Raw genomic sequence first — 20,873 nt, 5'->3', positions numbered from 1 at the left:
CTACATTACGCCTGCGCGAAGCAAATCGTGCATGTTTAAAGCGCCTACTAATTTTCGATCTTCATCTACGACAAGTAATGCATTAATTTTATTGCTTTCCATAATGCGTAATGCTTCAGCAGCTAGCAAACCTTTATTAATCACTTTGCCACGTGGTGTCATCACTTGCGTAATAGGGGTTTTAGAAATATTAATGTCTAAATCCAATGCACGACGTAAGTCGCCATCTGTGAACAAGCCAATTTGTTTTTGCGCACTATCCACAATTGCAGTAATGCCAAGGTTGCAGCGGGTCATTTCAATCAGCGCTTCTTTGACGGTGGCTGTTTGCTGTACAATGGGGATAGCATTACCCGTATGTAATATATCGTCAATCTTTAGCAGCAATCGTCGTCCTAAGCTGCCACCTGGGTGCGAGAGTGCAAAATCTTCTGCACTGAAGCCTTTGGCATCTAAGAGTGCAATGGCTAATGCGTCACCCATCACTAAAGTAACTGTGGTGCTTGAGGTGGGCGCAAGTCCAAGTGCACAGGCTTCTTTTTTAACACTGATATCTAAGCTAATATCGGCGCATAAGGCGAGTGTAGATTTTGGATTACTGGTCAAAGAAATTAAAGGTACACCCAATCGTTTGATAAGAGGGAGTATGGTTAAAATTTCATTGGTTTCGCCAGAATTAGAAATAGCGATAACGGCATCTTTTTTGGTGATCATGCCCATATCACCATGACTGGCTTCCCCGGGATGTACAAAGAAAGATGGGCTGCCTGTGCTTGCTAAGGTTGCGGCGATCTTGCCACCAATATGCCCAGATTTTCCCATACCTGTTACAACAATCCGGCCTTCAACTTGGATAAGTAACTCACATGCTTTTGCAAATTGTTCGTCAATGCGTTCGATGAGTGCTTGTACGGCTTCTGTTTCTGTTTGCACAACGGCTTTGCCGAGGGCAATAAACTTATTTGTTATTGTTTTCATAAAAAAAATTTTCTTGGATATCAAAAATACTTAAAATTATAACACAATTTTAAAAAATAGCGCGAAAATAGTTAGTTGACACATTTTATTTGTTGGTTAGGATAATGATGCTCATTTAGTATGATATCATGCCATTTTATTTCAATATCGATTATTCTAGTGTTGATAAATTCATTTTAAGAGAAGAAACCACAAGATGAAATGCTATGACCTTTAATCAGTCAAATGCCATAGAAATAAAAGGTATGTCGTTTTATAGAGGCAATCGGGCCATTTTTGACGACATTACACTCTCTGTACCGCGCGGAAAAGTAACAGCCATTATGGGGCCCAGTGGTTCAGGCAAAACAACCTTGCTTAGATTGATTGGTGGACAGATAGCACCTGATAAAGGGCAAGTACTGTTTGAGGGATTGGACGTTCCAACACTCAAAAGGGAGAAGCTCTATGAAGTACGAAAGAAGATGGGCATGTTGTTTCAGAGTGGTGCATTATTTTCTGAGTTGAGTGTCTTTGATAATGTTGCCTTTCCTTTACGAGAGCATACGACTTTATCAGAAGCACTCATTCGAGATATCGTGCTCATGAAATTACAAGCGGTGGGTTTAAGAGGCGCGCGTGAATTAATGCCTAATGAGCTGTCAGGCGGCATGAAAAGAAGAGCCGCTTTAGCACGAACCATTGCCTTAGATCCTTCAGTTGTTATGTACGATGAACCCTTTGCGGGTCAAGATCCTATTTCAATGGGAGTGCTTGTGCAGTTGATTCGATTGTTGAATGATGCGCTCAATATAACCTCTATTATCGTGTCGCACGATGTGCATGAAACAATCAGTATTGCTGATTATACCTATGTGATTGCAGAAGGTCGGGTGATTGGAGAAGGTACGCCGGATCAACTCATGAACAAGGCTTCAAGTTGGGTGAAGCAGTTTATGCAAGGTTTGCCAGATGGCCCTGTGCCTTTTCATTATCCTGCACCGAATTATGAATTCGATCTGTTGGGGGAATAAAGTTGCTACGTCAATTACAAAAATTAGGTAGAACTTCACTAGAAGTGTGTCAGCGAGCAGGTCAAACCGCTCTTTTTTTGCTTCAAGTTGTCTTTGGAAAACCACAAGGTTGGAAAGGATTTGGATTATTGATCCCCCAGATGTATTCGGTGGGGGTGTTATCGCTTGTTATTATTGTGGTATCGGGCTTATTCATTGGTATGGTCTTAGGGTTGCAAGGCTATACTATTTTGTCAAAATTTGGTGCTGATCAAGCGCTGGGTCAATTAGTTGCCTTGAGTTTAGTCAGAGAGTTAGGCCCTGTGGTAGCGGGATTACTGTTTGCTGGGCGAGCCGGCTCTGCTTTAACCGCAGAAATTGGGTTAATGAAAGCAACAGAGCAGTTAGCTAGCATGGAAATGCTAGCGGTTGATCCTTTAAAAAGAATTATTGCACCTCGATTTTGGGCAGGGCAACTTTCAATGCCATTGCTCGCGCTCATTTTTTCTGCCGTTGCTATTTTTGGCGGTTATATGGTGGGTGTAGAGTGGTTAGGCGTAGATGCAGGCGCATTCTGGTCCAATATGAAAAGTTCAGTTGATTTCTATGAGGATGTCTTAAATGGCATCATTAAGAGTGTTGTCTTTGGAACAGTCATTACTTGGATAGCTGTCTATCAAGGCTATGACTGTTTGCCAACATCTGAAGGCATTGGGCGAGCAACAACAAAGACGGTTGTCTATTCTTCCCTTGCAATATTAGGTTTAGATTTCTTTTTAACCGCTGTTATGTTTGGAGGGTTGAATTAATGCAGAAACGGATAATAGAAATTACCGTTGGTATTTTTGTATTGCTGGGTATGCTAGCGTTATTAATGTTAGCGGTTAAAGTGAGTGGATTAAATGACATCTATGAATCAAAAGGTGGTTACAAAATTACAGCGGAATTTACAAATGTAGGTGGATTAAAGCCGCGCGCAAAAGTATCCATTGCAGGAGTGGCAATTGGGCGTGTAACTGATATTTATTTTAATAAAGACACGTATAATGCTGTGGTAACAATGCTCATAGACAATAATTTCGATAATATTCCAGAAGATTCAGAGGCCAGTATCAAGACTTCGGGCTTATTGGGCGATAACTACATTAGCATTACGCCTGGTATGAGTATGGACGAATTTTTCAAAGAGGGGGATCATATTGATGTTGGCAATACCCTTCAAGCAGTCGTTTTAGAAGATTTGATTAATAAGTTTTTCTCCTCCAAGGCGAGTGGTTTAGATCTGGATAAAAAAGGAGATTCCGAATCTCTTGAAAGCGAGCCACAGGCACAATAATGACGAACATAGGTACAGGTATGTTAAAGAATTTTAAATTAATTGCGTTTTTCTTTTTATTAACCTTGCAAAGTTTGCAAGCGTTCCCAAGTGAGCGTCCTGAGAAAATGTTGGAGCGTGTGACAGATCAAATGCTCTCAACGCTTAAAACACATAATCGTGAGCTTAAAAAAAATCCGCAAGGTGTTGTTGAGATTATTGATAAAATCTTGGTGCCACATGTTGATGAAACAGCGATGGCGCGATGGGTAGCGGGTAGAAATGGTTGGCAAAAAGCAACGCCTTCACAAAGAGCATTATTTACCAATGAATTTAGGGATTTGTTGATTCGTACTTATGCCTCTACTTTGATGCAGTTTGATAATCAGAGAGTCGAATATTTCCCAATTCGTGGCAGTATTGAAGGCAAGCAAAGAGTTCAAGTTGCAAGTGTGATTAGAGAGCCAGGCAAAGAGCAGATCAAAGTTACGTATAGACTGATTGCTAAAAGTGATGCTTGGAAAGTGTATGATATTAGTATCGAGGGTGTGAGCCTTCTGAAAGGATTTCAATCACAGTTTTCTCAAGAAATTGAGCGTAGCGGTATGGACAGTGTTATTCAACGAATGAAAGAGCACAACAAAAAACCGATCAAGTAATGTTTTACAGACGAAGTTAAATAACGAATGAAAGAAGTTAATATTACTCAGGAAAAAGGGGCTATTCATGTCAAAGGCGAACTTAGCTTTGATACAGTTGAGTATGCCCTTGAGAAAACAAAAGTACTCATTACCTATGATGATACTCTTATTTTAAATCTTGAAGCGGTTGCATATTGTGATAGTGCAAGCTTAGCATTTGTGACGGCTGTTTTGAGAGAGGCGAAGAGAAAGAGAACAAAATTACTCTTTACAAAAGTACCTTCGCAAATGCTTGATTTAAGTCGCGTTAGTGGTTTGGATGGCTTGATTGCGCTAACGGAAGTATAGTGTTTGTTGTTTACTGCTTGATACTTGCTATCTGTGTGTATTTTGCACCTGCATTGGCTTTATTTCCCAAACTTGCCTTACATCCTAGATTGTTTGTATTGACGCCCATGATCAGTGCGCTGATCGTCTATCTGCTGGTTTCATTTTTTCTGATCTTAGGATTCTACGAACAATCCACGGTCATAATGGCATCTGTTATTTTGTGTTCTATCGCAGTCTTTAGGGTGCGCAGAAATTTTCAGACAGTGCAGCACTATTGGTCAAAATCAGCATGTAAGCTCTACTTTTTCCATGCTGTCGTGTTATTACCTTTTTTTATTAAATTAGCGACCCATGGCTTTGATCGAGGCGATGAGATTTATAGTTGGAATTTTTGGGCAATCCAACATTATTTATCGATCCCCATTGATATTTCACATACGGGTGCGCCGTACCCGCAATTATTACCAAAACTATTAAGCTATTGCTATCAGTTGCTGGGTGATTTGAGCTTGCAGTTGCCAGTGAAATCTTTGCTTATCTTGTTTCCTTTTATGATGCTAAATGCAATTGGTTTATTGTTGAAGTCATATCGTACGCCTAACATTATTTTGTATTCAGCAGGTTTAGTATTTTTACTTTTTGTGTGCAATTTATCTCAGTTTTTTGATGATGGATATGCTGATCCACTCATGACTTCAGGGGTGATTCTTTCTGTAATTTGTTACTGGCGCTATCATCATTGGTGTCAGAGGATCAATCGTATTTCTAAGGGATACAAGAGTGAAAAGATTGCCTTGTCTTACCTCTTATTTGCTGTACTTGCTGCTATTGCTGCCTTTTTAAGTAAACAACCTGGGTTGCAGTGGGTCGCCATCTTGAGTGTATTTATAGTGCATGGCCTTCTCTTTTCAAAACCAAGAACAGCCTATTTTAAGTGCGCATTAATGGGCTTATTGGTGTTGTTGTTGGGGGCAGCATGGTTGTGGCTTTCTACAGAAGGACATAACTTCGAAGAAAATAAAGGTGTGATCTGGTTATCGAAAGGAAATAGAAACCTATTTTCACAGTTAGCTTCTTCTGCTTATACTTACTTAATAGCACAGCCAACCTTGTTAGTACTCTTTGTTTTGGCCTATCTTTCCTGCAAACAACATAGCTTATTAAAAGTGATTTATGGGTTGTTTTTGGTGCCAGGTATTTTATTGTGGTTTATTTTTGGTGCCTATCAGCTCCGGTTGGGGCAGCATCTGATGGTGCTCGCATGGTTTGTTATTGTTGCCTCACAATTTAAAGCATTTTATTTTTTTAATTTTGAGTATCATCTTGCATCATTGAGTACAAAAATAATGCAGTATCGACGCCAAGTTACTTTGTGTCTTGTGATGATTAGCGTGAGTATAAGCGCTTTACTTTGGTACAAGGTCTGTTACATAGAGCAAAAGGGTGTGAGCTTATATGATGGGGATCGGATCCGTTTAAGCCGGTATTTTGGACAAGATGCTGATTGGATTTATCAAAATATTTATAAAAATCAGTCTGTATTGCTATGGGTGCCGAGTCGCTATATTTATGGATTGTTTTATCCACATACAAAGCTGGCAACACCCAATTATCGTTTGAATATTCAGTATGATATGCAGGCATTATTAGATGAGTTAGAAGAGAAACAGCCTGATTATGTGATAGATGTGGATGATGCCATTATGGATGGGCCAGCTGTTACCTATTTGCGTACAGCCATTGCACAATGTCCTACTTGTTTTGAAGTTGTTGCTAAAGCGCCTAATCGCTATCATTTTATTACCTACCGTGTTCATCATGAAAGATTAAAGGCAGCACGCATAGAAAGCATAGCAAACGTCTCAATAGACAGTTAAAAAACTAATTTTTTATTGTATGAATATTGCACACTAAAATCGCTTTTATAGGGTAATTCGGCTATCATTCTTTCATTAACTTCTTTTATTCAGAATGAGAAACCAATCAATGGATAAACATCTAATTCGTGGCGGAAACCCGCTCTATGGCGAAGTCAAAATCTCAGGAGCGAAGAACAGTGTTTTGCCTATTTTAGCAGCATGTTTGTTAACCGACCAAAATGTTAGATTAAGTAATATCCCTCATCTGAATGATGTCACAACAACGATGGAATTGCTTGGGCAGATGGGCGTTAAGTTGACTGTGCAAGAAGATCTGTCGATTGAGATTAATGCAAAAGAGGTCAATAATTTTTATGCGCCTTATAAACTAGTAAGAACCATGCGTGCTTCTATTTTGGTTTTAGGACCACTGGTTACGAAATATGGGCAAGCAAGGGTTTCCTTACCAGGTGGTTGTGCTATTGGTCATCGTCCAGTCGATTTTCATGTCTTGGGTTTACGCAAAATGGGTGCAGATATTGATGTGAAAAACGGATATATCGATGCTTCGGTAAAAGGGCGCTTGAAAGGTGCAGAGCTTAGTTTTGATGTGGTTTCAGTTACCGGTACAGAAAACTTAATGATGGCTGCCGTATTAGCAGAAGGCACGACGGTGATTAAAAATGCAGCCAGAGAGCCAGAGGTATGCGATTTGGCTAATTTCTTAAATTCTCTTGGCGCACAAATTTCAGGATTTGGTACAAGTACAATTGTGATTGATGGGGTAGATGCATTGTCTGGTGGAAGTTATAGAGTGCTTCCAGATCGCGTTGAAACTGGCACTTACTTGGTTGCTGCCGCAATGACAGGTGGCAAGATAACAGCTAAAAATACTTCACCTGATTTGTTGACCGTCGTACTAGAAAAATTAGAAGAGGCCGGTGCAAACATTAGTTTTGGCAAAGATTGGATTACCTTAGATATGCGTAAAGAGCGCCCTAAGGCTGTAAATTTTACAACAGAGCCTTATCCAGGATTCCCAACTGATATGCAAGCACAGTTTTTAGCCTTGAATACAATTGCGAGTGGTAAAGGCGAAATCACAGAAACTATTTTTGAAAACCGTTTTATGCATGCCCAAGAATTGAGAAGAATGGGAGCCAATATTAAGTTAAGTGGCAATAAAGCCTATTCTGTTGGTGCACCGCATTTAACAGGGGCACAGGTGATGGCCACAGACTTAAGAGCTTCTGCGAGCTTGGTGTTAGCTGGGCTTGTGGCAAGAGGACAGACCTTGGTTGATAGAATTTACCATATCGACAGAGGTTATGAATGTATTGAAGAAAAATTAGCACAATTAGGTGCTGATATTAAACGGATCCCTGATGCATCATCCATTTGAAGTTCCACCACTTGAGTTCCCGCAAGGTGAGAAGCATGTAAATCTCAATGGATCTGCGGGTATCATTGAAGCCATTACTTGCTCTGTTGATGCACCGATAGGTGTAGGTATTGTTTGTCATCCTCATCCTTTACAAGAAGGAACGATGAACAACAAAGTAGTGCATATTGTAAGCCGTGCTTTTAACAATAAAGGTTTGGCAACGATTCGCTTTAACTACCGCGGAGTCGGAAAAAGCCAAGGTAGCTTTGGCGACTCAATTGGTGAGGTTGAGGATTTACTTGCCGTGATTGAATGGGCAAATCTGGTTATGCCTAATACTAAGATTTGGCTAGCAGGTTTTTCTTTTGGTGCTTACATTGCTGCATTGGCTGCGACAAAGTATCCATGTGCACAACTGTTTTCGGTTGCGCCTGCGGTTCATCATCAGCCTTATGACAAGTTGCCCGCCCTAGAATGTCCTTGGATTGTGATACAAGGGCAGCAAGATGAAGTCGTTGTGCCTGAAGATGTATATACATGGTTCGAAAAGCAAAAAGCAAAGATGCAATTTCCTATGTCACTTCTTAAATTGGACGCGTCACATTTTTTTCATGGCAAACTGGTTCCATTGCGCACGCTTGTTGAAGAGAATTTTGTAGCTCATTTGTAATTAAGTACATCATCGCAATCTGAGCGATCTCCACAAAATTTTTATTCTGAAGAAATCAGATAATATGTCATGCCAGCGAAGGCTGGCACCTAGTAGCCCAAAGGGCTACCAGGCGCAAAACGCCTGTGGATCCCAGATATTTTGCTTCGCAAAATTCTGGGATGACAACCTAGTAGAAATTCGTGAGGATTGCTCAGAGCGCAATGATGCGTTTTTCAAGATAATAGCTTTTCATTAAATGAGGAATCCAATGCGGTTATTGAATACACACGAATGTAATTTTATTTCTGGTGCGAATACATCTGTCACGACAGATATTTATTGGGAGCAGTTTTACTACTACTCCGGTATTACATCCGGAATTGTATGGGGTTCTGCTATGCCACCCCTTATTTTAACCGTTAATTTTATTGCTTTTTCTGTATCCACAACAGCTAATCTTGTTTCTGAGCTTGTGTCTTTAACGGGAACATTAATCATGGGAGCTGGGCAAGGTATTGCTTCAGGTGTAACAGCAGCAAAAGATTATTATTATAGCTGACTTATATGGTTGGAAGGCAGTTAATCTTAAATTGAGTAATAAAGGTTGTAAATGCGAATAATTATCATTAATATTGCTAATTCATTTGATTTCATTTCTTGGTCTATTTTGAAACTGAAATATAGTCGCATCAATCAGGATACTTAAAATGCTAACTTTATCGAGTGTTGCCGTTGGTGAAAAAGTTAGATTAATTGCCTTCCAAGCAGGTTCAGTCCTTCATCGCCATAAATTACTGGCGATGGGATTAACGCCTGGCGTTACTATTAGAATCATATCGAAAGCGCCTTTCGGTGGCCCTATCCAAGTTGAGCTTAGAGGTTATCAATTGAGCTTAAGACCAAGCGAATGCCAACATATTGTAGTAGAGGGCATGTATGAGCGTTGTGGAGACAAAGCCGTTTCTGCAGACCATTGCGTTTGTGGGTAATCCCAATAGTGGAAAAACAACACTTTATAATAAATTAACAGGCGCAAATCAAAAAACAGGTAACTTTTGTGGTGTTACTGTTGATTGGGTATCTGCCGAATGCACCCTAGATGCTCAAAAAATTCAATTGATTGATCTTCCCGGCATTTATACATTTTCTCAAATTACGCATGATGAAAATCAAGATGGCAATGAAGATGAGCAAATCACACGGCGCTTCATCGATGAAAAGCAGTTTGATGTTGTTGTTAATATCGTAGATGCTTCAAGTTTAGAGCGGAATCTGTATCTAACATTACAATGCTTAGAGTTAGGCTTGCCTACGATTGTTGTCTTGACGCGTATCGATTTAGCCCAAAAAAAGAATATTCATTTTAGTTTATTTCAGCTACAAAAATTGTTGGGTTGCCCTGTGGTCGCTGTTTCTGCCAAAACAGGTGCGGGCATAGAAGAATTAAAAACACTACTCTTTGCAAAACCAGAAATACCTAAGTTTCATTTAAGCTATCCCCCAATGATTGAAGGCAGGATTGAGCGCCTTGTCAATGAAATCTCTCCTCCTGTTTCAAGAAGTCAGGCCGTACGATGGTTAGAAGGGGAGCTTTATTCGCAGGAGCAATTGTCGAATACAGAGGTAGATAAAATTCATGAAATATTATCAGATACTGCAAAAAATGATGCAGAACTAGATATCCACATTGCAAGTGCGCGCTATGCGTTTATCGAAAAATTAATGCTGAGTGTCATTGCGCCTTCCTCTAAAATGCTAAATGTACAATTTATTAAAACTTCCAAGATGACACGCTGGATAGATAAGTGGACTTGTCATCGATGGTTAGGGCTGCCGTGCTTTTTAGCGGTGATGTATCTTTTATTTTTCTTTGCCATCAATGTGGGTGGTGCCTTTCAAGATTGTATCGAGCAAATGACAGAGCTTTTGTTTGTGCATGGTGTAGGCGATCTTTTAAGATCGTTCTTTGCACCAGAATGGATGGTGATTTTCTGTCAAGGCGTTGGGCAAGGAGTGAGTACAGTTCTTACCTTTATTCCTGTCATTGGCGCAATGTTTTTTGCTTTAGCTTTCTTAGAATCAAGTGGCTATATGGCGCGTGCCGCTATTGTGATGGATCGTTTGATGCTCTTTTTAGGTTTGCCGGGCAAATCATTTGTACCCATGATCATTGGCTTTGGTTGTAATGTGCCAGCCATTCTTGGAGCCAGAACCTTAGATCATAAAAGAGATAGAATTCTTACCGTGATGATGAGTCCTTTTATGTCTTGTGGCGCTCGTTTAGCTATTTTCACGGTATTTGTTTCTATCTTCTTTCCACACAATGGTCAGAATGTGGTGTTTGCTCTATATTTAATTGGCATACTCATGGCGATTTTTACGGGCTTGCTGCTAAAGAAAACCATCCTCAATGGATCTGTTTCGCCTCTGATTATGGAAATGCCTGAATATACCTTACCAACCTTTCGTAGCTTGACACGTTTAAGTTACCATCGTTTAAAACGCTTTATTATCAATGCTATGCGTTTAATTGTGCCAGTATGTGCTGTGATTGGTGTCTTAAGTGCAATACATATTCCTGACAGTGATTCACAAGCGGGGCAACAGACAGCGCTGTCTGCAATGGCAAAGCAAGTGACGCCTATTTTTGCGCCTATGGGACTGACAGAAGAAAATTGGCCGGCAACAGTGGGACTCTTTACGGGGATTCTTGCTAAAGAAGTGGTGATAGGTTCATTGAACACTTTATACGCTCAAGATATGGGTACATCTCTTGAGAGCGAGCCAGTGCATTATCAGCAAGCGCTATACGGCGCAATCATGACAATACCTGAGAATATACTCACCTTACGAGGTGCATTTGCAAATCCTATTGCCGCGAAAGCGCCGGTTGAAACGCTTGATAAAAAAGCACATCAAGAAATGCAATTGCGTTTTGGTAGTGAGCATGCCGCCTTTGCATATCTGTTATTCGTCTTATTGTATTTCCCTTGTGTATCTGCGACTGCAGCAATGGTTAGAGAAGTCAAAAGAGGTTGGACCGTATTTTCAGTCTGCTGGACGACTGGGTTGGCTTATTGTATCTCTGTCATGTATTTCCAATTAAGTGTTTGGTTTATGCAGCCAGTTGTTTCTTCAATTTGGTGTTCTGCAATAACGCTTGTATTGGCGGCTACGATTTGGGGGATTCACCTTGTTGGAAAACAAAAGGGAAGCCGAGCGCTGCCAACACAGATTGTCTATAAAAGCTCTTAAAGATCAAACGTTTACTTTATGGGAAAAGGGATAGATAAAAAAAAGCCATCAATGATAAGTTGATGGCTTTTTAAGAAAGATACTGCAAGCTTAAAGAAGTAAATCTTAAGCTTTCTTTGCTTTCTTACGAACGGTACGCTTAACTTTAGCAACAACTTTCTTGGCAGCTTTAACAGCCTTAACAACAGTTCCTTTCGCTTTAGCAGCTTTAGGTTTAGCAGTTGTTTTGCGTTTTTTGGTTGCTGTCTTAGCAGCCGTTGGCTTCTTAGCAGCAGTCTTACGCTTTGTTGCAGCTTTAGCTTTTGTTACTTTAGCTTTCGTCACTTTGCGCTTCGTTACTTTCTTGGTTACTTTTTTAGCAACCGTTTTGCGCTTAGCAGCGGTTTTTTTCTTAACAGCTTTTTTAGCTTTAGCAGCGGTTTTCTTCTTAGCAGCTTTAGCAGCTGTTTTGCGTTTAACCGTTTTGCGTGTTGCTTTTTTCACTGTTGTACCTGTCGTTTTTGCAGCAGTTTTTTTTCTGGCAGCCATGATGCTCTCCTTAGTCACACACCTGCAGGATTACCGATATAAAGATAGCATACTTTTAGATAATGTGTAGTACCCATTTCAAAAAATTATTGAGTTCGAGAGTATTACAATGGGATGTGTAACTTGAATAGGTAGTTTGTAACGCTTAAAAGTTTGCTGTAAATGGAGTGCGCAACCGATGTTCGATGTCGCTAAAATATCAACTTTCATGGGCTTTAATTCATCTACGATTTTATCGACAAGACTCTCTGAAATATTAGTGAAATCAATCATATACGTTCCCGCTGCTCCGCAGCAAAACGGGTCTTGGATCAGAGAAATTTCTGAACCTGGAATTCGTTTTAAAATCTGTTCTGCATGATCGGATGTTTGCCAAACATTTTTTAAAGTGCAGGGAGAATGGAGTGCAATTTTTTTTTCAAAATTTTTTAATTTTAAGTTCTCAGGCCAAGTAGAGCGAAGAACCAATCTTGAGATATCGACGATTTTGGTTGCAAAAGAATGATGCAAACCTGTTTGAGTTTTTTCTGCATCGATATGATCGGGATAATCTTTCAATGTTGTGCCACATCCTGTTGCAAGTGATACAACATAGTCCACCTTTGCATCAAAGAGTTTTTCAAAAGCGTTCACATTTTTTTCAATCAGTTCATTTGCTTGTTTTGTATTACCCGAATGTAATGCAATAGCAGCACAGCAACTTTGCGCTTTAGGTATGTGAACATCATAGCCCAAGTGTGTGAGTACTCGAAGGCTCGCAGTGTAAATTTCAGGGTCGGTCAATTTCTGAAAGCACCCTAAAAATAACCCAACCGATCCTTGGCGCGCTCCAATGGCAGGATAAAAAGATTTGAAAGAAATAGGTTTGGAAACCGTTGGCAGAAACTGATTCAGTTTGCCTAAGCCGATTAGCTGAGGCAAGTGAATTTTACTGGTAATTACTCGGATTTTACTTATTTCTATGAGCCATAATAGCCAATGCAGCGCAGCGAGAAGTTTAGGGTGTGCAACAATGTAGCCTAATAAGGTTGATGTCAAAGAATGAATCTTAGGCGATTGCGGATGTTGCTTGATCATCGCGCGGCCTTTGGTGATGAGCTTTCCATATTCTACTTTTGCCGGACATACACGTTCGCATGCGCGACAGGTTAGGCACTGATCGAGATGGGTCTTTACCTTAGGTGTAAGTGCAAGATGATCTTCTGCAAGTGCCTTTAGTAATTCGATACGTCCTCGAGGCGATTCATTCTCATCTTTTAAAGTAGTGTAGGTTGGGCAGTGAGGTAAACATAACCCACACTTCACGCATTGACTCGCAAGGTCACGTACAATCATATTAGTACTTGCACCAGAAGAGGGGTGTGTATGAGAAGCGCACAAGCTGGGATCTGAAATGGATTCGTTCATAGATTAACGTATAATGGCGCTTTAAAATTTTTAGGTGATTGATGTCATATTACCAGCGACATGTTTTCTTTTGTACTAATCTTCGTGGCAACGAAAAAAAATGTTGTGCACAAGGAGATGCAAATGCGATGCGAGAGTACGCTAAAAAGAAACTAAAAAAATTAGGCATTCATGGCAAGTCCTTTATGAGAACAAGCACCAGCGGCTGTCTTGGTAGATGTGAGGAAGGCCCTGTAATGGTGATTTATCCAGATAACATATGGTATAGATACGAAAATTTAGCTGATATTGATGAGATAATTGAAAAGCATGTTGTGAATGACGTGATTGTTGAAAGATTAAGGTTGGCTAATTAACCAATACTTTATTTGTACTCTAATATACATTAATAGTGTAAAGTGCATAATGAGATTTAACACTGTTTTTTAGTTAGTTGAAGGCTACTTAGCTGCGTTTTTAAGAAAATAAACCAAGAAGCAAAAGCAAAATGGTGGCCCTATTCCATTGTAACTATGTATTGAGTCTTGTATAATCCCCCAACTTCTAAATGGCAATTCCCTGGAGTTAGAGCAAGAAAAATGAAAACGTATTTTGCCAGACCTAAAGACATCAAAAGAGATTGGTTCGTTATTGATGCTAAAGGCTTGCCTATTGGTCGCTTAGCTACTAGGGTAGCCACATTACTAAGAGGCAAACACAAGCCTTTATACACCCCTCACATTGATATGGGTGATGCGGTGGTTATTATTAATGCAGCTGAAGTGCATGCAACAGGTAAGAAAGAACAAACCAAGTACTATCATCACCATACAGGTTATCCAGGTGGTATTAAGTCTGTCACCCTTGAAAAGTTGAGAGCTAAATATCCAGAGCGGATCATTGAGTATGCAGTGAAAAGAATGTTACCTAAAGGTCCTTTAGGTAGACAAATGTTTAAGAAACTTCACGTTTATGCGGGCGCTGAGCATCCACATCAAGCTCAAGAACCAAAAGCATATGCAGTTGAAGTCTAAATTGAAAAAACACTTATTATAAGTAATAGGGTAAAAGTGAAATGACAGTTGAACAATATTATGGTACCGGTCGTAGAAAATCTGCAATTGCACGTGTTTTCATACAACGTGGTAATGGTGAGATAACAATTAATAATCGTAGCTTGGAAGAATACTTCGGTGGTCGTAAAGCTGCGCATATGATTGTTAGACAACCCCTTGAGTGCGTCAACATGGCAAATCAGTTCAATATCCGTATTCGCGTTGAAGGCAGTGGCCCTATGGGACAAGCCAGTGCAATACGTCATGGCATTACACGTGCCCTTATGAATTATGATGAGTCTGGCATACAAAGCAACCAAAGTTTCCAAGAAGAAGATAGTTCTGAAGGCGGAAACCAAGGCGGGCCACAAACTTTTAGACAACTTTTGAGAAAATCAGGTTTTGTAACACGTGATGCACGTTGTGTTGAACGTAAGAAAGTGGGTCATCGTAAAGCACGTAAAGTTGAGCAATACTCTAAACGTTAATTATTGCACCGCTTCTATAAAAACCACGTCAGGGTTAACCTCACGTGGTTTTTTTATGCCTATAATCATGTATTAATGAGCGCAGCGATGAATTTGGCATTAATAAATACTGTCTTTTGCTTCGTTCGCAAAGCGAACATTTTCCCCTCTACCAATTTTGGGAGAGGGAGCTTCGAAGAAGCAGGTGAGAGTTAAATAAGTTAATTATTTATTGATTATTCTGCCTCAAAAATAATTTGTTCTAGAACTCATTATAAATTTTTCAAAATAGCATTATCCCAAAATCAATAACTTTATAATCTTTAAAAACCCTCACCTGCCCTGCGGGCGTCCTCTCCCAAAATTGGTAGAGGAAAAAATCATTCGCTACGCTCAATTTGTAGAAGAATCAGTATCATTACATCAATCCCCCTTGCACTACGAGCGTCTTCCTTCAAAAAGTGGGATCTCGATTCGCGTTGCTCATCAATAAGATGGTTTTTTAAAATTTTTACTGCTCTTAATCAAAAGAAAAATATCGGCTTATCAACAATAAAGCAAAGGGAGGAAGCAACATAAATCCACATTGTATCCAACCACTGATACTTAGAAACATCCAATCATAGATGACAATGCCAATAGTGCCAGCGATGAGCAGAAAATACTTAGAGGGTAGCTTGATACTTGGTTTTTCTGGCTTAGCTTGAGTGATTTTTGCAGAGGTTAAGCCAAAAGCCCATAAGAAATAAGAGATCTGTTGTACACCAATAAAGAGTTGTTTGGCTGGATCGTTATTTTGAGCCAATTGAACTGCTGAAGTGATCATGAGTATGCTCCCTAAGGCTAAGCAGGCATAGCAAGCGAGGGTACTTATTGTTATTTTTTTTGCATTACCGTCTGCAGCATTGATAAAACTGCCTAGTACCATTAAAAACCAGCCAAGATACTCCAATAGCTTGCTTGCCAGTAATTGGCTCCAGAGTGCTACGAATGATGTACCCGCGAGCACATCAAAAGCAGAAAAATATAAAATACCGAGTAGAGATGGAAAAGTTAAGAATGCGATTAAAACCATGCTTCTTAAACCAAACCATGTACTGGCAATCATCAGTGCGGCGTAAGATGCCATGGCCATCCAATGTGGCCAATGTAATAAGCTCTCACAGATATCGTAGCTTAAAGTCAGACCTAATCCCCACCAAAGGATTTGAGCCGTGAGCATCAGTGATTTTTCATCGTGGTTGGATTTTAGAATTTTAAGATGCGATATTTGGCACAATGCGCCAAATGTGCAGGGAAATTTGTTTGCAATTGCAGGATAAAAGATACTCGTGATATTCAATTATTGCTTCTCCCGCAAGAGCGCACGCATCAAAAAGTTAATACGATTTTAGAATGAATTGTATGAAATGCAATAGTCGATTATCTAATTGTTACTGCTATTCATACGTTTTGAAATTGAAGTTGCGAGAAGGGCTAGCATCCAAGACGTATAAATAGAGAACGAGCAATTTAGATTTTCTGCGCTGCTAAAAAGCGCTGTACAGTTTGCACTAAGACTTGAGTTTGATAGTCGATTTCAATATTAACAGCAGCCGTAACTTTTAAGGCTGATAAATTAGTGGTTTCAAGCGTTTCAGGGATCAGATGAACACTAAATATACCACTTGGATCCGTATCTACGATGGTTAAGCTTACGCCATTAATGGCAATGAATCCTTTGGGGATGATGTAACACATCCACTTTTCAGGCCAAGTGAAAAATAGTTTACTTTGTTCAGGGCTTGGTTTTTCAATAAGCGTCACAGAGGCTGTACCCATAACATGGCCTGAAAGTAAATGCCCGCCTAACTCATCACCCATTTTGAGTGCGCGCTCTATATTGACCACTTGATTGATATACAGATTTCGGAAGGTTGTGCAGTTCAGTGTTTCTGCAACAATATCAAAGTAAAGGGTATTATCTTCCTGCCCAACGACAGTTAAGCAAACACCATCTATACTGACGCTGGCACCTTTCTGGATGTTTTGAGAGAGAGAAGGTGAGACAGCAATACCCACTTGCGTTAGGTTGTGAAGCGCGTTTAACTTGACGACGATACCCGTGCCTTGAACAATGCCTGTAAACATGAAAAAACCTGCGCAAAAAGACAGCATCTTGGAAAAATATGAGTCTAATGACTATGAGTTACTAAGTCAATTTGTTTTCTTGGTAATTTAAGCGTCGATCTCATAGGTCATTTTCAAAGTCCTTGCTAAACTTAATAGTATTCTTCATTAGTTTTAAAACGCTATGTATACAACCTTAACTCCATTACATTATTTTGCAATTGCCCTGGGCGTATTATCAGTTATTTTTCTTTTGAGCAGTATTATGTCTTTGCGTCGTAGGCATTTTGGGCAATTGGCTACGCATCTTGCTATGTCACTTTGCTTTATTTTATTGGGCGGCATTTTTGGATTAGGCGCCTTGTCTGTACAAGGATATCAGGCACTTACACTTGAGCAGCTGGCTGCGACGGTGACTGTAGAGCCTATGGAAAATAATCAGTTTAAAGCAGAGTTTGTTTTTACAAATGGTACGAGTAAAACATATACGCTGTCAGGCAATCAGTTGTTAATTGATGCCCATATACTCAAATGGAAACCAGTGGCGAATATTTTAGGCTTCCATACCAGTTATGAGCTTGCTCGTGTTTCAGGTCGTTACATTGATTTAGCAGATGAGCAAACCAAACCGAGAACTGTATTTTCTTTAAGTGAAGCAAAATTGCTTGATATGTTTGAGCTGAGAAAGCAATTTGCGCATTTGAATTTCTTATTGGATGCGGAATATGGTTCTGCTTCATTTGTGCCAGCGCAAACGAAGCAACAATACGTCTTAATGGTTTCTACTTCAGGATTGCTATTTAGAAGAATTGAGGGATAAAAAAAGCCACTAGTTTATTAATAAATTATTCCCCAGTGGCGCAAAGCGCCGTATGTTCCCTTTGCCGTCAAAGGGAGTCGCCGTTTGCGGCGGAGGGATTTTTAAAAATAGATTTAAAAAAATCCATCTGCTCAACTAAAGTTGAGCCTCTTCCCTTGATTCCAAGGGAAGAACATCATTCACTTCGTTTATTTCTTCACTGATTAGCATTAAGTATTTAATCGCCTTTTCTCTTTTCATGCTTATCTTAAATATTTTTTCAATTTAGCAAGTGATTCTGCAATCTCTCTTTTACGACCTTGATCTTGTAATTCATAGCCCTTACGAATAGGCGCTTGGCTTGCAATCTCTAAGTGTTGTTTTGCTGCTTGATATTCACCTACATCTACTAAAAAATCTCCATAGTAGTAGTTTGAATCTATACCGCGTGGACTAATCTTTAGTGCTGCTTCTAAGTAAGAGCGTGCTGTCTTTTTACTACCAAAGGCAACAGGCCAGCCTGGTACACGCGCATATATTGTACCCAGTACAGCAAGTGCAAACCCATTTTCAACACGGCTATTGGTTTTAATGGCTTGCTCAAGTAAGGTACGCGCCTTTTTTACATAGGGCAGCGCACCTAAACCACCTTTTGTAGCAGAGTAACTACTCAGTATTGTGCCATGCCAGGTAAGAACACTTGGATTTCCAGGAAAGTTTTTCGTTGCAGTTTCTGCTTTTTTGATCAGTAATTCATATTTGGCGAGTTGTTGATTTTGAGGCGTTTGATATTTGATCACGGCCCATTCTTTTCTAAGCTGTTCTACTTGTTGGTCTGCAGGCGCTGCATGTACGGTTGGAAAAAAAACTAAACCTAATAGCAGTCCTATTGTAAAAGGTAAAACCATTCTAACAAAAGATCTCATGTGTCATCTCCTCGTTGTTCATGTATTTATTTTATAGATTTAGATTAGACATTTGCTGCAACTCAGACAAGAACTATTTTTTAGATTTTCAAAGTATTGTTTTAGGTCGTTTGGAGTTAAGACCGATTCGTGTATCCGCGATTGAATTATATACATAAATCATGATAGTTTTTTAACTAGATAAAGATATTTTCAGTTCCCAGTCGGAGGTATTATGGCTGGTTTTTTTAACATCCTTTTATTATCAGTCGCGTTGTCTTCGAGTCAGCTATATGCTGCTGAAAAAGTATATCAATGCAAAAACACAGCAGGAAAAATTACGCTACAGGACAAGACATGTGCAAAAGAGGATGAGCAAAAAGTCATGCCATTGCCAAGCTATGAACGAAGTAGCGATGAAGGCATACCTATTATGTACGATGCTTTGCGAGAACATGAATTAACAATGCTAGAGCGTTTTCATGAGCTTGATATGCAAAGAGAAGAATATAACTATAAAAGAAGAAATATTGCTGCCTATCAAGATAGGCAGCATAAAAATGATGTTGATTTAGCAAATCTAAGACATCAGCATGCGATAGAAATGTTTGATAAAAGTTATAATCATCTCTATGTATACGGTGCTTCCAATGGAGAGGGTAACTTTCCTATTGTATATAGTCCTTATGGATATGGTTGTACTGGTGGGGCAGGAGGCATTGGCAGTAGCGTAAGTGGTACGACAGGTGTTGCTAGCGCAATTGGGGGTGATGGTGGCTTAGGAGGAACTGGAGGCGCGGCAGGTATTGGCGGAGCCGGTGGAACAGGTTGTGCAGCACCCATTCCCTTTGGTATGAGTCGCTAAATTTATCCCTAAAAATTTATCCTAGGAAATATTTCACAGCGACCACAGAAGCAACAACGCCAGCTGCATCTGCACATAAAGCCGCAGCAATTGCATGTCGGAAGCGCTTGATTTGAATGGCACCAAAGTAAACAGCAAGTACATAGAAAGTTGTTTCGGTGCAGCCCATTATTGTGCTTACCAAATACCCCACATAACTATCAGGACCCAGATTTGGGTTTTGATATATTTCTGTGAGAATACCAAAACTACCCGAACCAGACAGTGGTCGCATGATCACCATTGGAATGGCTTCTGCGGGTAACCCTAAAGGAGCCGTATATTTTCCAATAAATTGTGTAAAAACATCTAAAGCGCCACTGGCACGTAGCATACTAATAGCGGCTAAAATCGCAACCAAATAAGGTATGATTTTGACAGCAACATCGAAGCCTTCTTTAGCACCTTCTACAAAACTAAAATAAACATTAATTTTTTTATAAGTACCATACAAGACAATAGCAACAAATAAAGCTGGAATGATCCACGGTGAGAAAGTAGCGCCCCATACCAGTGTGACAGGGATCAATGTGATGAAAAACAAAATCACAAACCAAGCAACCCAAATTGGATAAGGAGAAAATTGTGTTTGTTCAGTATTTTCTACTTTAGTGCTTATCGTATTCGTGTCAGCTGTTTGAAAGTTGGTAGTTGTAGCATTGGGTTTTATAGTATAGAAACGCTCTAGAAATTTTGCCATCGCAATTGCCACAATGGTTGAACAAATCGTGGCAAATAAAGTGGTTGTAATGATGCCTGTTGGATCTATGGAATGCGCTTCAACACGTAAAGCAATTACTTTGGTTGGTAGTAGTGTAATACAGGAGGTATTGATGGCTAAAAACAAAACCATTGCATTGGTTGCGGTACCTGGGTGTGGATTGAGGCTGTCCAATGCTTGCATTGCTTTGATACCAAAAGGCGTAGCAGCATTGCCTAAACCTAAAAGATTTGCTGATAAATTCAGTGTCATTGCACCGAGTGCTGGGTGATTCGCGGGGATTTCTGGAAATAATAATCGCAAGAGTGGGTAAATGAGTCTGCTTAAAGTACGAATAAATCCCGCGTCTTCTAGAATTTTAACGAATCCTAAAAACAAGGCGAGCACGCCAATCAAGCCTATCGCAATGGTCACGGCATCTGTTGCACTATGTAGTAGTGCTTGTGTGACAGATTGCATAATAGCTTCCGTAGGATGCGACCACTGTTTAACCGCAGAAATCCCAAAAGCAGTGACGACAATAAAGATAAAAATGATATTCATTATAGGAAGCGTATAAATACTGTTAGAATGAAAAAAATATCGGCTAATGG

At 39.8% G+C, this 20,873-nt stretch carries 23 protein-coding genes; 16 read left to right on the top strand and 7 right to left on the bottom strand.

The features are described 5' to 3' along the window. Positions 1–978 carry a KpsF/GutQ family sugar-phosphate isomerase gene (locus tag CC99x_RS09965; RefSeq protein WP_057624949.1) on the bottom strand — a complete coding sequence of 326 codons (978 nt, stop codon included), beginning with the start codon at positions 976–978 and terminating at the stop codon, positions 1–3. Positions 979–1,184: 206 nt separating this feature from the next. Between CC99x_RS09965 and CC99x_RS09960 the strand changes: the two genes are divergently transcribed. The 11 genes from CC99x_RS09960 (at position 1,185) to feoB (ending at position 11,406) form a co-directional block, all read left to right on the top strand. Then, entirely contained in the window at positions 1,185–1,991 is an 807-nt protein-coding gene (locus tag CC99x_RS09960) for an ATP-binding cassette domain-containing protein (protein ID WP_057624948.1), read from the top strand. Beyond that, positions 1,988–2,779, top strand: coding sequence for a lipid asymmetry maintenance ABC transporter permease subunit MlaE (gene mlaE / locus CC99x_RS09955; protein WP_200953474.1), 792 nt, complete (start codon positions 1,988–1,990; stop codon positions 2,777–2,779). Before CC99x_RS09960 ends, mlaE begins: the two co-directional genes overlap by 4 nt. Continuing rightward, positions 2,779–3,306, top strand: a complete 528-nt coding sequence (gene mlaD / locus CC99x_RS09950) for an outer membrane lipid asymmetry maintenance protein MlaD (protein WP_057624946.1) — start codon at positions 2,779–2,781, stop codon at positions 3,304–3,306. The genes mlaE and mlaD overlap by 1 nt, the downstream gene beginning before the upstream one ends. 20 nt (positions 3,307–3,326) lie before the next feature. Further along, complete coding sequence (locus CC99x_RS09945) at positions 3,327–3,944, top strand: MlaC/ttg2D family ABC transporter substrate-binding protein (protein WP_077065453.1); 618 nt, start codon at positions 3,327–3,329, stop codon at positions 3,942–3,944. 27 nt (positions 3,945–3,971) lie between these two features. After that, entirely contained in the window at positions 3,972–4,274 is a 303-nt protein-coding gene (locus CC99x_RS09940; RefSeq protein WP_057624944.1) for an STAS domain-containing protein, read from the top strand. Further along, positions 4,274–6,133 carry a hypothetical protein gene (locus tag CC99x_RS09935; protein ID WP_057624943.1) on the top strand — a complete coding sequence of 620 codons (1,860 nt, stop codon included), beginning with the start codon at positions 4,274–4,276 and terminating at the stop codon, positions 6,131–6,133. Before CC99x_RS09940 ends, CC99x_RS09935 begins: the two co-directional genes overlap by 1 nt. A gap of 109 nt (positions 6,134–6,242) precedes the next feature. After that, positions 6,243–7,517 carry a UDP-N-acetylglucosamine 1-carboxyvinyltransferase gene (gene murA, locus CC99x_RS09930; RefSeq protein WP_057624942.1) on the top strand — a complete coding sequence of 425 codons (1,275 nt, stop codon included), beginning with the start codon at positions 6,243–6,245 and terminating at the stop codon, positions 7,515–7,517. Next, positions 7,501–8,169, top strand: coding sequence for an alpha/beta hydrolase (locus CC99x_RS09925; RefSeq protein ID WP_057624941.1), 669 nt, complete (start codon positions 7,501–7,503; stop codon positions 8,167–8,169). Before murA ends, CC99x_RS09925 begins: the two co-directional genes overlap by 17 nt. 250 nt (positions 8,170–8,419) lie before the next feature. After that, a complete protein-coding gene (locus CC99x_RS09920) occupies positions 8,420–8,710 on the top strand; it encodes a type 2 periplasmic-binding domain-containing protein (RefSeq protein ID WP_057624940.1) in 291 nt (96 codons plus the stop codon). Positions 8,711–8,858: 148 nt separating this feature from the next. Next, a complete protein-coding gene (locus tag CC99x_RS09915) occupies positions 8,859–9,140 on the top strand; it encodes a FeoA family protein (protein WP_057624939.1) in 282 nt (93 codons plus the stop codon). Beyond that, entirely contained in the window at positions 9,088–11,406 is a 2,319-nt protein-coding gene (gene feoB, locus CC99x_RS09910; protein WP_077065446.1) for a Fe(2+) transporter permease subunit FeoB, read from the top strand. The genes CC99x_RS09915 and feoB overlap by 53 nt, the downstream gene beginning before the upstream one ends. Before the next feature lie 105 nt (positions 11,407–11,511). On the opposite strand, the gene CC99x_RS09905 is transcribed toward feoB, so the two are convergent. Further along, positions 11,512–11,934: a hypothetical protein gene (locus CC99x_RS09905; protein WP_057624937.1), complete on the bottom strand. Its 423-nt coding sequence runs from the start codon at positions 11,932–11,934 to the stop codon at positions 11,512–11,514. A 78-nt stretch (positions 11,935–12,012) separates the two neighbouring features. Beyond that, the gene (locus CC99x_RS09900) at positions 12,013–13,341 is read right to left on the bottom strand and encodes a (Fe-S)-binding protein (protein WP_057624936.1); all 1,329 of its coding nucleotides are present in this window, start codon (positions 13,339–13,341) and stop codon (positions 12,013–12,015) included. A gap of 41 nt (positions 13,342–13,382) precedes the next feature. Here CC99x_RS09900 and CC99x_RS09895 point away from each other — a divergent pair, with 41 nt between their 5' ends. The 3 genes from CC99x_RS09895 (at position 13,383) to rpsI (ending at position 14,863) form a co-directional block, all read left to right on the top strand. Further along, positions 13,383–13,697, top strand: coding sequence for a (2Fe-2S) ferredoxin domain-containing protein (locus CC99x_RS09895; protein ID WP_057624935.1), 315 nt, complete (start codon positions 13,383–13,385; stop codon positions 13,695–13,697). 222 nt (positions 13,698–13,919) lie between these two features. Beyond that, positions 13,920–14,354: a 50S ribosomal protein L13 gene (gene rplM, locus CC99x_RS09890; protein ID WP_057624934.1), complete on the top strand. Its 435-nt coding sequence runs from the start codon at positions 13,920–13,922 to the stop codon at positions 14,352–14,354. Between the two features lie 41 nt (positions 14,355–14,395). Next, a complete protein-coding gene (gene rpsI, locus CC99x_RS09885) occupies positions 14,396–14,863 on the top strand; it encodes a 30S ribosomal protein S9 (protein WP_057624933.1) in 468 nt (155 codons plus the stop codon). 499 nt (positions 14,864–15,362) lie between these two features. Here the strand turns inward: rpsI and CC99x_RS09880 are convergent, their stop codons facing one another. Beyond that, a complete protein-coding gene (locus CC99x_RS09880; RefSeq protein ID WP_057624932.1) occupies positions 15,363–16,184 on the bottom strand; it encodes an SLC5/6 family protein in 822 nt (273 codons plus the stop codon). Positions 16,185–16,354: 170 nt separating this feature from the next. Then, the gene (locus tag CC99x_RS09875; protein WP_057624931.1) at positions 16,355–16,972 is read right to left on the bottom strand and encodes a riboflavin synthase; all 618 of its coding nucleotides are present in this window, start codon (positions 16,970–16,972) and stop codon (positions 16,355–16,357) included. 244 nt (positions 16,973–17,216) lie between these two features. Between CC99x_RS09875 and CC99x_RS09870 the strand changes: the two genes are divergently transcribed. Then, positions 17,217–17,771 (top strand): hypothetical protein, encoded by a 555-nt coding sequence (locus tag CC99x_RS09870; protein ID WP_141651914.1) that lies wholly within the window; start codon positions 17,217–17,219, stop codon positions 17,769–17,771. 242 nt (positions 17,772–18,013) lie between these two features. Here the strand turns inward: CC99x_RS09870 and CC99x_RS09865 are convergent, their stop codons facing one another. Next, a complete protein-coding gene (locus CC99x_RS09865; RefSeq protein ID WP_057624929.1) occupies positions 18,014–18,676 on the bottom strand; it encodes a tetratricopeptide repeat protein in 663 nt (220 codons plus the stop codon). 214 nt (positions 18,677–18,890) lie between these two features. On the opposite strand from CC99x_RS09865, the gene CC99x_RS09860 reads away from it, so the two are divergent. Then, complete coding sequence (locus CC99x_RS09860; protein ID WP_057624928.1) at positions 18,891–19,520, top strand: hypothetical protein; 630 nt, start codon at positions 18,891–18,893, stop codon at positions 19,518–19,520. A gap of 16 nt (positions 19,521–19,536) precedes the next feature. On the opposite strand, the gene CC99x_RS09855 is transcribed toward CC99x_RS09860, so the two are convergent. Continuing rightward, on the bottom strand, positions 19,537–20,823 hold the full coding sequence (locus CC99x_RS09855) for a spore maturation protein (protein ID WP_057624927.1): 1,287 nt from the start codon (positions 20,821–20,823) through the stop codon (positions 19,537–19,539). Positions 20,824–20,873 lie beyond the last annotated feature (50 nt).

Source organism: Candidatus Berkiella cookevillensis (assembly GCF_001431315.2).
Classification (GTDB): Bacteria; Pseudomonadota; Gammaproteobacteria; order Berkiellales; family Berkiellaceae; genus Berkiella_A; species Berkiella_A cookevillensis.
Note: the sequence above shows the minus strand (reverse complement) of the source record. Positions and strands in the feature narration are given on the sequence as shown.

What these genes read in the sequence shown, in the direction of transcription:
- CC99x_RS09865 (WP_057624929.1), bottom strand. Translation starts at nt 18,676, where the DNA reads ATGAGATCTTTTGTTAGAATGGTTTTACCTTTTACAATAGGACTGCTA.
- CC99x_RS09915 (WP_057624939.1), top strand. Translation starts at nt 8,859, where the DNA reads ATGCTAACTTTATCGAGTGTTGCCGTTGGTGAAAAAGTTAGATTAATT.
- CC99x_RS09855 (WP_057624927.1), bottom strand. Translation starts at nt 20,823, where the DNA reads ATGAATATCATTTTTATCTTTATTGTCGTCACTGCTTTTGGGATTTCT.
- CC99x_RS09965 (WP_057624949.1), bottom strand. Translation starts at nt 978, where the DNA reads ATGAAAACAATAACAAATAAGTTTATTGCCCTCGGCAAAGCCGTTGTG.
- CC99x_RS09940 (WP_057624944.1), top strand. Translation starts at nt 3,972, where the DNA reads ATGAAAGAAGTTAATATTACTCAGGAAAAAGGGGCTATTCATGTCAAA.
- CC99x_RS09920 (WP_057624940.1), top strand. Translation starts at nt 8,420, where the DNA reads ATGCGGTTATTGAATACACACGAATGTAATTTTATTTCTGGTGCGAAT.
- CC99x_RS09945 (WP_077065453.1), top strand. Translation starts at nt 3,327, where the DNA reads ATGTTAAAGAATTTTAAATTAATTGCGTTTTTCTTTTTATTAACCTTG.
- CC99x_RS09900 (WP_057624936.1), bottom strand. Translation starts at nt 13,341, where the DNA reads ATGAACGAATCCATTTCAGATCCCAGCTTGTGCGCTTCTCATACACAC.
- rplM (WP_057624934.1), top strand. Translation starts at nt 13,920, where the DNA reads ATGAAAACGTATTTTGCCAGACCTAAAGACATCAAAAGAGATTGGTTC.
- CC99x_RS09870 (WP_141651914.1), top strand. Translation starts at nt 17,217, where the DNA reads ATGTCTTTGCGTCGTAGGCATTTTGGGCAATTGGCTACGCATCTTGCT.
- CC99x_RS09860 (WP_057624928.1), top strand. Translation starts at nt 18,891, where the DNA reads ATGGCTGGTTTTTTTAACATCCTTTTATTATCAGTCGCGTTGTCTTCG.
- CC99x_RS09960 (WP_057624948.1), top strand. Translation starts at nt 1,185, where the DNA reads ATGACCTTTAATCAGTCAAATGCCATAGAAATAAAAGGTATGTCGTTT.
- rpsI (WP_057624933.1), top strand. Translation starts at nt 14,396, where the DNA reads ATGACAGTTGAACAATATTATGGTACCGGTCGTAGAAAATCTGCAATT.
- CC99x_RS09875 (WP_057624931.1), bottom strand. Translation starts at nt 16,972, where the DNA reads ATGTTTACAGGCATTGTTCAAGGCACGGGTATCGTCGTCAAGTTAAAC.
- mlaD (WP_057624946.1), top strand. Translation starts at nt 2,779, where the DNA reads ATGCAGAAACGGATAATAGAAATTACCGTTGGTATTTTTGTATTGCTG.
- feoB (WP_077065446.1), top strand. Translation starts at nt 9,088, where the DNA reads ATGAGCGTTGTGGAGACAAAGCCGTTTCTGCAGACCATTGCGTTTGTG.
- CC99x_RS09895 (WP_057624935.1), top strand. Translation starts at nt 13,383, where the DNA reads ATGTCATATTACCAGCGACATGTTTTCTTTTGTACTAATCTTCGTGGC.
- CC99x_RS09905 (WP_057624937.1), bottom strand. Translation starts at nt 11,934, where the DNA reads ATGGCTGCCAGAAAAAAAACTGCTGCAAAAACGACAGGTACAACAGTG.
- CC99x_RS09925 (WP_057624941.1), top strand. Translation starts at nt 7,501, where the DNA reads ATGCATCATCCATTTGAAGTTCCACCACTTGAGTTCCCGCAAGGTGAG.
- murA (WP_057624942.1), top strand. Translation starts at nt 6,243, where the DNA reads ATGGATAAACATCTAATTCGTGGCGGAAACCCGCTCTATGGCGAAGTC.